The organism is Sneathiella litorea (genome assembly GCF_009882915.1).
Lineage (GTDB): Bacteria > Pseudomonadota > Alphaproteobacteria > Sneathiellales > Sneathiellaceae > Sneathiella > Sneathiella litorea.
In genome coordinates, this window is the sequence record NZ_WTUW01000002.1 from 413836 (window position 1) to 425662 (window position 11827).

The following is an 11827-nucleotide window of genomic DNA, read 5'->3' on the forward strand; positions in this document are numbered from 1 at the left end:
ATCACAATTTTATCTTTTTCATCTCGGGATCATATAGCGGCTGCAGATGTACTTTGCATGGCACTCGCGTCAAGGCCACATCCAGCTCATAACTGCCATCCAGAACAAATTCCTTGTCTACGCCATCCGGGTTGCGAACGTAGCCATAGCCGATGGACTTTTCAATTGTGTGACCGTATCCGCCGCTGGAAAGCCAGCCGACCCGCTCCCCATTCCGGTAGATCGTCTCCCGCCCGAGCAGGACGACATCGGGATCATCCACCGTAAAGCAGGCCAGCATTTTCCGAACACCTTCCTTCTTCTGCGCCTCGATCGCAGCGCGCCCCTTAAAGTCCCGGCCAGACTTCATTTTGACGGCCCAGCCGAGGCCCGCCTCAATCGGGGTATGATCCGGACCGATATCCGCCCCCCAGGCCCGATAGCCCTTCTCAAGACGACAGCTTTCAATCGAGCGATATCCCGCATTCCGGAGACCCAGCGGCGCGCCGGCGCTCATGAGGGCGTCATACACCTCTGCGGCATGCTCAACCGACATATGAAGCTCCCAGCCCAGCTCCCCCATATAGGTAAGCCGCAGCGCCATAACGGCATGACCCGCGATTTCAATCATTCTGCCGGTCGCAAAGGGAAATCCCTCATGCGAAATATCGTCATTCGTGACCTGTGCCATAATATCCCGCGATAACGGCCCCATCAGCGAGAGGACAGACCTCTGCTCCGTGATATCGCTTAACGCGAATGTCATATGCGACGGAATATTCTTCAAAATCCAGTTGTAGTCATGGGTCGCAAAGCCGGTTCCCGTGACGATATAGAACTCATTCTCATCCAGGCGGGTAACGGTCAGGTCGCATTCTATCCCGCCATGGTCATTCAGCATCTGGGTATAGATAACCGATCCGGGCGGGCGCAGCACATCCCCCGCCGCAATCCAGTCAATCGCCGCCGCCGCATGTGGTCCGGCCAGGTGGAATTTTGCAAAGGACGTCTGGTCAATCAGGACTGCTGTCTCCCGCGCCGCCTTATGCTCCCGCGCGACGGCCGCGAACCAGTTTTGTCGACCAAAGCTATATATATCTTCCGGCGTTTCACTGGCCGCTATATCCGCAAACCAGTTCGGTCGTTCCCAGCCCAATTTCTCGCCGAAACAGGCGCCTACCGATTTCAGCCTGTCATAAAGCGGGGAGGTTCTGAACGGGCGGCCGCTTTGATGCTCCTCATGTGGCCAGGCCATGGTGTAATGCTTGCCATAGGCTTCGACCGTGCGTTTTTTAATCCAATCATCATCAAAATGCGGACGACCGAAGCGGCGAATATCTGCGCCCCAGAGATCATAGGGTGGCTCCCCTTTTGCCACCCACTCGGCGAGGACCATGCCCGCGCCGCCGCCCGAGGCGATACCAAAGGCATTGAACCCGGCGCCAACGAAGAAGTTCTTGAGTTCTGGTGCTTCGCCCAGAATGAAATTCCCGTCTGGAGTGAAACTTTCCGGTCCATTTACCAGTTCCTTGATCCCCGCCGTCTCTAACGCCGGAACGCGGCCAAGCGCGAGTTCCATCATTGGCTCAAAATGATCAAAGTCGGATTGCAGGAGCGTAAAATGAAAATCCTCCGGAATGCCATCTTCCGCCCACAAAATCGGATTGGGCTCATACCCGCCCATAACAAGGCCGCCGACCTCCTCCTTGTAGTAGGTCAGTCGGTCAGGGTCACGCAACGTCGGCAGATTACGCGGCATGTCCGGTATTGTTTCAGTGATCAGATATTGATGCTGCACCGGGACGAGTGGCACATTCACGCCGAAACGTCTTGCAAATTCCCGCGTCCATTGCCCGGCGCAGCAGACTACGATCTCACATTCGATAAACCCTTTGTTGGTCTGGACACCCTGTATTTTGCCCCGTTCGACCCGGATGTTTGTAACACTGGTATCCTCGAAAATCGTCGCCCCGGCCATCCGCGCGCCTTTCGCCAGCGCCTGCGTTATATCGGAGGGGTTCGCCTGGCCATCGGTCGGTAGAAATGCTGCCCCAACCACATCCTCCACCGACATGATCGGCCAAAGTTTCTGCGCTTCTGTCGGGCTCAGAAGCTGCATGTCAAGACCGAAGGATTGTGCGGTCGTGGCCTGCCGCTTAACTTCCTCCCAGCGTGCCTCATTACAGGCAAGGCGAAGACCACCGTTCATCTTCCATCCGGTGGCGAGGCCGGTTTCCTCTTCCAGCCGGTTATAGAGATCGACGGAATAACCCAGAAGCTCAGTGATATTGGCGTTGGAGCGAAGTTGGCCGACCAGCCCCGCCGCATGAAAAGTGGTGCCGGAGGTAAGTTTCTTGCGCTCCAGCAGGACCGTATCCGTCCAGCCAAGTTTCGCGAGATGATAGGCCGTCGAGCAACCCACTATTCCGCCGCCGATCACGACCGCTTTTGCCGTAGCCGGTAGTTCTTTTGCCATTCAGAGATAGTCCTTTTTAAAGCTTTCGTACGCCGGTTCGAACCTTTCAAGGCAGACCCGGGTATACTCTCCATAATCGAATTCTAGCGTGGAATAAAGCTCCGACACCATGCTCCACATCACCTCTCGCAAGAGGGATGCAATTTTCATCGCCTGATACCGAGACCAGAGTTCATCGCTGAGTGGTATCTCGAAATAGCATTCCAGCATGTCCTTTTGCCTCGCGTCGGCAAAATCATTGTTGGAAGCCAATCCCGCAAGATCAAAAAGCGGCGTATTAAAGCCCGAATATTCCCAGTCGATAAGCCAGAGTCGATCGCCATCGTCCAGAAAATTGGCTGCCAGAAGGTCATTATGGCCAAAAACGATATCATAGGGGCCGGACCTGGATTCTGCTTCTGTCGCAATCCGGAGATAATCCTCCAATCTGGCCTTGTAAGGGCTACCCCCATCCGCCAAATCCCGCACATAGTTCCGCAAGACATGAAACACCCAGAAAATCGGCGCCGGACCTTGCAGATAATACGGCATCTGCTGATGGCTGCGCCGGATAAGCTGAACCACTTTTTGCCGCGTCCCACTATCTTGGATATCTTCGGGAGTAAGAGTCTTGCCCTCTATGTATTCCAGGATCAGCACTCCCGGTTCATTATAAATAACGGCGGGTGATATTCCTGCTGCATGTGCGGCGCGGCTTGCGGCGAGTTCGTTCGTCCGAAGGATATAATGATACGGAACGTTCCCGCCAAGCCTGACCACAAAACGGCGCCCGCAATCCGTTACCAGATAATTTTCATTGGTCATGCCGCCACTGAGCGGCTCTATCACCGGTCGGTCTTGCCATAAAGGAAATCCGGATATCTTATCTTCCGCCGCCGTCATTCCCCCTGCCCACTAACTTCATATTGATATTAAAAGACTATTATCGACCCTATATTGCGCAATTATACCTATTATACTTACCAAAAAAAACAGTCTCTGGGCCCTATTTCACCTTACCCGCTGTTGCGCAAACCGGCTGCTATGCCATTGATAGCGATATGAATTCCCCGTAATAGTCTGGGGTTATCGGCGTTTTTGCGACTTTTCTTCAGAAGCTCCACCTGAATGTGGTTCAACGGATCCAGATAGGCATAACGGTTATGGATTGACCGATCGAGCAAGGGGTTTTCCTGCAATAGCTGATCATGGTCAGCTATGCTGAGCAACGCGTCAATCGAGCTCTGCCACTCAGCCCGGATCCGGCCAAAAATTGCCTGCCTTAACTCGACATCCGGTACCAATTCAGAATATCTCGAGGCAATCGCAATATTACTTTTCGCCAGCACCATATCCATGTTCGACAATTGCGTATGAAAAAAGGGCCAGTTTGCATACATATCTTTTAAAATAGAAAGCCCGTTTTCGGGGTTTCTTTCAAGCCAGACCTTGACCGCCGCACCGAACCCATACCAGCCCGGCAGCATCAACCGGCATTGCGCCCAGCTGAATACCCAGGGAATCGCCCGCAGGTCCTGCACTTGATGTGTTTTCTTTCGGGACGCCGGACGAGAACCAATATTCAAGGTCGAAATTTCATTAATCACCGTTGACGCCCAAAAATACTCCTCAAACCCCTCGGTCTCGTAAACCAGGCTACGATAGGCCTTGAACGCTTCCTCTGACAGTATCTCCATCGTTTCAATGTAATGAGATGGGATGGCTTCCCCTTCCTCACCAAGAAGCGATGCCTCTAGCGTTGCCGCGGCCAGACTCTCCAGATTACGACGGCCAAGCTCCGGCTTTGAATATTTGAAGGAGATTGTCTCCCCCTGTTCCGTAATCCGGATCTGCCCCTGCACAGCGCCCTTCGGTTGAGCAAGAATGGCGTCATAACTCGGGCCGCCGCCGCGCCCAACCGTACCACCCCTGCCATGGAACAAACGCAAGCCGACACCGTGGCGTTTGAAGAGATCAATAAGGGCCGTTTCCGCTTTATAAAGCTCCCAACCCGATGTGACAAAACCGCCATCCTTGTTACTGTCAGAATAACCAAGCATTACTTCCTGCACGCCTCCGCGCGCATCGACTAATCGGCGATATTCAGGAATCGAGAGCAGTTCATCCATAATCTCGATACAATTGCGTAAATCCGGGATCGTCTCAAACAAGGGAACAATGTTGATCTTGCTCGTTCCCTCAGGGGAAACAAGCCCGACTTGCTTGAACAGCACTGCCAGTTCTAGCATGTCCGAGACGCTTTGCGTGTTCGAGATAATGGATGTGGTTATGGAAGACTCACCATATTGTCGATGTCCGTCGGCCACCGTTTTAAGTATTTCTATCTCGGAAGAAGTTTCTTCTGAGTAGGTCCAGAACGGCCTCAGCAAAGGCCTGCCTGCGCCCAACTCCGCCGTGAGAAGGCTCACTCGTTCTGTCTCGGCCATTTCTTCATAATTGATATCCTGGTCAACCGCACTCAACAGTTCGCCAATTGTACGGGCATGCACATCCGAGTTTTGCCGCAAATCTAGCGTTGCCAAATGAAACCCGAAGCAATGAACCGCTCGCCGTAGCTGCTTGAGCCTACCCTCGGCAATCATTTGCGATCCATTCTCCATGAGTGAGGCATGAATAGTGTCAAGATCTGCCAGATATTCATCCGCATCCAAATAGGCAGGAGCAGGACCCAGCGGCGGTCGCGCGGGTGGAGGTGATCCAAACGCGATCAAAGTTGCGACCAGTCGCGCATATATACCCGATATGGCCCGCCGGTATGGCTCTCCTTGGCGGTGAGGTGAATGGTCGGGCGACCTGTCGGCAAGAGCCAACAATTCTGAAGACATTTCAACGATATTGGTTGAAATTGACAACTCACTTCCGAGCAGATGTGTTTCCTCGAGATAAAAATTGAGTGCATGGGCGTTCTGCCGCTGAAGGGTTTGGCGAAGCACATCTGCTGTTACAAACGGGTTCCCGTCCCGATCACCACCGACCCAACTCCCCATCCGTAAAAATGGCGGGATTGCAAACGGTTCCGAACCCAAGTCCTGGCGTACTAGTTCATCTTCCAAATCGTTGTAAAACCTTGGAAGTTCGGCAAAAAACGTCTGGTCATAATAAGAAAGGCCATTTTTGATTTCGTCTGAAATCTGCAATTTTGTCCGTCGCAAAATATCGGTTTGCCAGATCGTCAAAACCTCCCGGCGAAGAGCTGTGTCGATGGCATCGATTTCCTTTTTTGTCCAATCGACGCGCTCGCGGTTTTCCAGCAACTCTGCTATCGCCATTTCCCGCCGCATTGTACTTTTACGCCGAACTTCTGACGGATGTGCGGTGAGGACCGGAACGACCAGTGCAGTATTAAAAAAGTCGTCAAGCTGCTCCGCAGTTATTCCCTCATTCTTAACTTTTGCCAACGCGTTGACCATGGTTCCGGACCTCGGCAAGGAACCCGCGATATCATGAAAGCGATTCCGCCTGACGTGGTGTTGATCTTCGGCAATGTTCGCAAGCTGCAGAAAATAGCTATAGGCCCTTAAGACCAATACTGCCTGTTCTGTCGATAGTTTATTCAGAATGCCTTGAAGCTCTTCTCTGTCGGCAACCGTATTGTCACGCTGAAACTGAATAGACGATCGGCGGATGGCTTCAACCAAACCAAATATATCCTCGCCTTCCTGCTCCAATATAGTATTCCCGAGCAGGCGACCTAAAAGCCTGATATCCTCACGTAAAGGCGCGTCTTTTTCCGCTAGTTGCTTTTCGGCTTCTTTTGTCATTGGTCTTACAATCAGTCCTTCATTTTATTCATTCACCATAGCCCACTCATAAGTTAGAGTAACTTCGCAAAATGAATATTTCGGCAGTATTTTTTGTACTCTAGCCTGTTAAATACAGTGGACGCAATGTAGTCTTCTGCAATGATTTATATGATTTTCCGCATCCTCATTCGAACCGCTCCTGCTGCCTATTCGCCGGTTCCAGACGTAACAACATGATAGGCATAATCAGATGTCCGGCTGTTGAGCGCGAGGCATTCAAAACACTCATTAATAGAATAACAAAACGAGAATCTATTCGTTTGTTAGATCTTCTGGGAAACGTAAAAATATTTAAATCCCTTCGTATTTTATTAGATAGCTGCTATGAGGCTGTAGTATACAAAGAGCATCTCTAGGATAATAGGAAGACAATCGTAATGCGTGTGGCGATCGTACAGTCCAATTATATACCCTGGAAAGGATATTTCGATATGATCGCGTCTGTGGACCGATTTATCCTTTATGACGATATGCAATTCACACGCCGGGACTGGCGCAACCGAAATAAAATCAAAACACCTCAGGGTATGACTTGGCTAACAGTGCCCGTATTGTCAAAAGGCAAATATTTTCAGGCGATAAAAGATACTCAAATTGATGGTACTGCCTGGGCCGCAAAACACTGGAAATCAATTGAAACAAGCTACTCTCGGTCACAAAATTTCGAATTGATGGCTGATATTTTCAAGCCGACTTATGAAGGTGAGATTCCAATGTTTCTCTCCGAACTCAATACACAATTAATTCGCAAAGTATGCAACTTTTTAGGCTTAAATACGATTATCGAGAGCTCAGCTGATTACCAATTGGCTGAGGGGCCAAGCGAGCGCCTTCTTGGCCTTTGCGAGCAGGTAAAGGCGGATGTTTATGTTTCCGGACCATTAGCGCGTGACTATCTTGATACGGCGCAATTTACGTCGGCGGGCATCGATGTTGAATGGTTTGATTACACTGGATATCCGGTTTATGATCAGCTATGGGGCGAATTTGAACACGGGGTGAGCATTTTGGATTTGATAGCGAATGTCGGACTTGATACTCCAAGCTATATGAAGAACGTGTAATAAAATGAAACTGTCCATTGTCGCCACTCTCTATAAAAGCGCCCCGTTTATTGATGAATTTTATGAACGGTGTGTCGCCGCAGCTTCCGATATTTTTGAGAACAACTTTGAAATCATTTTTGTGAATGACGGTTCTCCCGACGACAGCTTGTCCCGAGCAATTGCGTTATATGAAAGCGATAAACGCGTAAAGGTTGTAGATCTGTCGAGAAATTTTGGGCATCACAAGGCGATGATGGCTGGCCTGAGTTTTGCCAGCGGAGATTTAGTTTATTTACTCGATTCTGACTTGGAAGAGCAGCCGGAATGGTTGAAAATATTTTACAGTATTCTGACGCAAGAAAATGACATTAACCCAGTCGATGTCGTGTACGGGATACAGGATGCACGTAAAGGTGGGTGGATTGAAAAGATCACGGGTACATTATTTTTCAATATATTCAGCTATTTGTCTGAAGCAAATATTCCCAAAAACCTTGTCACTGCCCGCTTGATGAGTAAACGCTATGTAGATGCGCTCCTCTTACACAACGAACGGGAGTACTTTATTGCAGGCCTATGGGCCATCACTGGATTTAATCAAGAATCGATTACAGTAAAAAAGCTCTCGACAAGTAAATCAAACTACAGCTTTTGGAAAAAGTTATCATTTGCGCTCCATCACGTAATTTGCTTCAGTACGGTTCCGCTCAAGCTGATATGCTTGTTCGGCCTTTTTATCGCGGGCATTTCTGCATTTTTCGCGATTTTTGTCATTTTCCAGTATTTATTCGGAACACTCGCTGAAGGGTGGCCGTCAATTGTTGTTGCCATCTGCTTCTTCGGCGGGTTAAATTTTTTCGGCATCGGGGTATTGGGACTATATATTGGAAAGGTTTTTTCAGAAGTAAAACAACGTCCAAATGCTATTTACAGGCAGATTTATGATGGATCATAAATCCCAAATGCTTGGTAATGTCGCAGAGTACTACAGCGAACGGCTTAGAAAGTTCGGAGCAACAGCAAAAGGCGTCGACTGGAACGATCCTAAGGGACAATTTCTCCGTTTTGAACAGTTGGGAAAGCTGGTTTTAGAATCTAGGTCGACAGAAAAAACCTTGTCGATTACTGATTATGGATGTGGCTACGGCGCTTTCCTGGAATACATCCGTCAAAGCTTCTCCAAAGACGTTGAATATGAGTTTCTGGGCCTTGATGTCTCAGCAGAAATGATTGAGGCAAGCCGTCAGCGATGGCTGGGCGACGAAAGAGCGCGATTTATTGTAGGTTCCCAGCCTGACCAAAAGACCGATTTCGCCGTCGCCAGCGGAATTTTCAATGTTTGCCTTAAGGCGGATCATACCGAATGGCTGGATTATATTCTCGAGACATTGACGACCATGGCCCGCTTTTCAAATAAGGGGTTTGCATTCAATTGCCTGACCTCCTACTCGGATGAAGACAAGAAGGCAGATCATCTCTTCTATGCCGATCCCTGCTATATTTTTGATTACTGCAAATCTAACTTCTCTCGCAATGTGGCATTACTGCATGACTACGATTTGTACGAGTTCACTATTCTGGTGCGCCAATAATGACTAGAAAACTAATTATTTTCGGAAACAGCGAAATCGCGGAACTCGCCAAATATTATTTCGAGAAAGATACGGAATATGAGATTGCGGGCTTTTGCGTGGATCCTGAATTTCTGAAGGGAGATACCTTCTGCGATAAGCCGATTGTATCTTTCGATGAGGTTCAGTCAAAATTTTCTCCCGAAGATCATTCATTTTTTGTCGCCCTGAGCTATACGAAATTAAATACATTACGTCGGGAAAAATTTGAATCAGCTAAGGCTCTCGGTTATCAATTTGCCAGTTATATCAGCCCATATGCCACCGTTCTAAATAACGGAAAAATAGGCGAAAACTGTTTCATATTAGAAGACAACACTATACAGCCTTTCGTCTCTATTGGCGATAATGTTACCTTATGGAGCGGCAACCATATTGGGCACCATTCTACAATAAAAAGTCATTGTTTTATTTCCTCTCATGTCGTCATTTCCGGAGGAGTTACAATTGATGAGCAATGCTTCGTGGGTGTTAATTCGACGCTGCGCGACGGGATCACCATAGGAGAAAAAAGTGTTATTGGCGCTGGCGCCATTATTCTTGGCAATGTTGAATCAAGCGGTGTCTATATAGCGGGTAAAACAGAACGTTCTCGGCTTCCAAGCAACAAACTGCGTGGCATATGACGGGTTCCGGATACAGTTGGATAAAGAAGGGGCGTATATTTGCGCCCAAAGGGCTCCACCCCAAATTGCTCAGCCATGCGGCAAACCCCTTGGCGATGCCCTTGGCTAAGGACATTTTTCGCGTTTTCTATTCTGGACGCGATGCGAAGAACCGATCGTCTGTTGGCGCCTTTGACTATGATATGAAGTCGGCGCAGGTGATAGAGGATCATGAAGAACCGTTCTTTTGTTCTGGACTTTCAGGCAGCTATTATGAAAACGGCGTAAGTATCGGTAATTGCTACAGCGTAGGAATCAAGACTTATATGTTGTTCATGGCTTGGCCAAACCCTGAAAATGCTCATTGGTATGGCGATATAGGGCGGCTTATCGTAAATGACGACATGACATTGTCATTGGACCAGGATACTCCGTTCATATCATGCAGGGATTTCAATTCAATCAGTCTCTCATACCCCTGGGTGCAGCCCTCCGATCTGAAAGGGTTTGAAATGTGGTATGGTACGACCGAAACTTGGGATGCCGGAAACGATGAAATGCTGCATGTTATCAAGAGCGCAGCCTCTTCGGACGGGCAAATTTGGGAACAGACGGATAAAGTAATTCCTTTTGCAATAGGTACCGCCCAAGCCTTCTCGCGGCCGACTATTTTAAAAAATCCCGACGGTACCCAGGACATGTGGTTCTCTTACCGTTCAGGATCCGGCACCCCCTATAGAATAGGGCATAGTCGATTTTCAGATGGAGTATGGTCTCAAACCCCTGGGGACCCCGGAATAGACGTATCGCGGAGTGGATGGGACAGCGAAATGATCGAATACCCGTTTGTCTTTAAATATGAGGACAAGATTTTCATGTTGTACAATGGAAACGGCTACGGCGAGACAGGTATCGGATTGGCGGAACTGCAAAGATGAGGTCACGTATTGCGACATTATGGGGAAAGGGCTGGCGCTTTGTTGTGACGGGAGTTTTGTCAAACGTTCTGTTTTACTGTCTCTTTCTTATTTTGCTCTGGCTAACTGTTCCCTACCAGATTGCGCTAACTGTTACGTATATAGCAGGTATGATTTTCGGATATCTTGTGAACAAGCACTGGTCGTGGAAAGATCAAAGCCCTGTTTTACGATCGGCTGCCACATATGTTGTGATATATGGAGTTGTCTATGTCTGCCATCTCGGCTTTGTATCCTATCTTGTGGAAATTCAGGCATTTACTCCGGCTATAGCGGCTTTGACCTCATTCATTTGTTTGACTATTCCGCTATTCATGCTGCTTGACAAGCTTGTCTACCGCAAGCCTAGAACCATTCATTAAAGGATTTTGGTTTGGAACACGCTGAAATTTTCGAAGATAGGCAACAGGCTGCGCGTCTCCGTGCCGAAGCGGAATTCGGCTGGCGCGAAATACAGCCTTACTTTGCGGGACAGCAAAAGCCGAACACCGTTCTGGAAGTCGGATGTGGGACCGGATATCTGCTTTCACAAATGGCCCAGAAATTCAATGATATTTCTTTCACAGGCGTCGAACCAATTGGTTCTGGCTTCACGCAGTTCGAAAGCACCCTAAATACAATAGAAAAGGAATTTGCAAATATCACATTTGTTCGAAAGCGTATCGAAGATATCAAAAGCGAAAAAAGATACGACTTAATTTATTCTATTAATGTGTTTGAACATTTGGATGACTGGCGCGAGGCAATAGATATATGCATGTCTTTGTTAAATTCGAATGGCCTTTTGGTCATCCTCTGCCCTAATTACTGGATACCATATGAATCTCATTTCTCACTCCCCGTGATTGGAAACAAATCCCTGACATATAAAGTTTTCTCCAAGAGGATTACCGAAATGGAGGAACGGTTAAGGGCGCAAGGGCTCTGGAAATCATTGAATTTCGTTACAGTGCCGCAAATACAGCGTTATTGTAAGGTAAAAGGGTATACGCCGGAATTTGATACGGCCATCATGGCCCGCATGCTTGATCGGTTGGATGACGACCCGGAATTCAAGAAACGTCAGAGCAGTCTCGCCAGGTTAGCAAGTATCGCCAATCAGCTTGGGGCAGGATTTGTACTCCGACTTTTGCCTCCGCGATGGGGCGCCTACATGAAAGTAACTTTTCGGGCACAAAATCAACAAAATTTAGTGTGAGAAATGTTTTAAGTTGTTGACTATTAAACGCAACCGTTGATTTTATATGCGGTAAATCTAATGATAATTTTAATTGACGTGAAATTTGATTAATGAGTAATAGCGGTAGGAT

10 protein-coding genes are annotated in these 11827 nt (G+C 48.4%); 7 read left to right on the plus strand and 3 right to left on the minus strand.

Annotation, left to right across the window (positions count from 1 at the left end):
* Window position 1: 1 nt before the first annotated feature.
* The 3 genes from GQE98_RS08280 to ppc form a co-directional block, all read right to left on the minus strand.
* Window positions 2–2455, minus strand: a complete 2454-nt coding sequence (locus GQE98_RS08280) for a GcvT family protein (protein ID WP_161315190.1) — start codon at window positions 2453–2455, stop codon at window positions 2–4.
* Window positions 2456–3337, minus strand: a complete 882-nt coding sequence (locus GQE98_RS08285) for a phosphotransferase (RefSeq protein ID WP_161315191.1) — start codon at window positions 3335–3337, stop codon at window positions 2456–2458.
* Window positions 3338–3450: 113 nt separating this feature from the next.
* On the minus strand, window positions 3451–6216 hold the full coding sequence (gene ppc / locus GQE98_RS08290; protein ID WP_161315192.1) for a phosphoenolpyruvate carboxylase: 2766 nt from the start codon (window positions 6214–6216) through the stop codon (window positions 3451–3453).
* A 419-nt stretch (window positions 6217–6635) separates the two neighbouring features.
* On the opposite strand from ppc, the gene GQE98_RS08295 reads away from it, so the two are divergent.
* From GQE98_RS08295 to GQE98_RS08325, 7 genes are all read left to right on the plus strand, one after another.
* Window positions 6636–7322, plus strand: a complete 687-nt coding sequence (locus GQE98_RS08295; RefSeq protein WP_161315193.1) for a WbqC family protein — start codon at window positions 6636–6638, stop codon at window positions 7320–7322.
* A gap of 4 nt (window positions 7323–7326) precedes the next feature.
* Window positions 7327–8259, plus strand: a complete 933-nt coding sequence (locus GQE98_RS08300; protein ID WP_161315194.1) for a glycosyltransferase family 2 protein — start codon at window positions 7327–7329, stop codon at window positions 8257–8259.
* On the plus strand, window positions 8246–8896 hold the full coding sequence (locus GQE98_RS08305; RefSeq protein WP_161315195.1) for a class I SAM-dependent methyltransferase: 651 nt from the start codon (window positions 8246–8248) through the stop codon (window positions 8894–8896). Before GQE98_RS08300 ends, GQE98_RS08305 begins: the two co-directional genes overlap by 14 nt.
* Entirely contained in the window at window positions 8896–9561 is a 666-nt protein-coding gene (locus GQE98_RS08310; RefSeq protein ID WP_161315196.1) for an acetyltransferase, read from the plus strand. The genes GQE98_RS08305 and GQE98_RS08310 overlap by 1 nt, the downstream gene beginning before the upstream one ends.
* Window positions 9562–9626: 65 nt before the next feature.
* On the plus strand, window positions 9627–10478 hold the full coding sequence (locus GQE98_RS08315) for a hypothetical protein (RefSeq protein ID WP_202526166.1): 852 nt from the start codon (window positions 9627–9629) through the stop codon (window positions 10476–10478).
* Window positions 10475–10879 (plus strand): GtrA family protein, encoded by a 405-nt coding sequence (locus GQE98_RS08320; RefSeq protein ID WP_161315198.1) that lies wholly within the window; start codon window positions 10475–10477, stop codon window positions 10877–10879. Before GQE98_RS08315 ends, GQE98_RS08320 begins: the two co-directional genes overlap by 4 nt.
* Window positions 10880–10890: 11 nt before the next feature.
* Window positions 10891–11715, plus strand: coding sequence for a class I SAM-dependent methyltransferase (locus tag GQE98_RS08325; RefSeq protein WP_161315199.1), 825 nt, complete (start codon window positions 10891–10893; stop codon window positions 11713–11715).
* Window positions 11716–11827 lie beyond the last annotated feature (112 nt).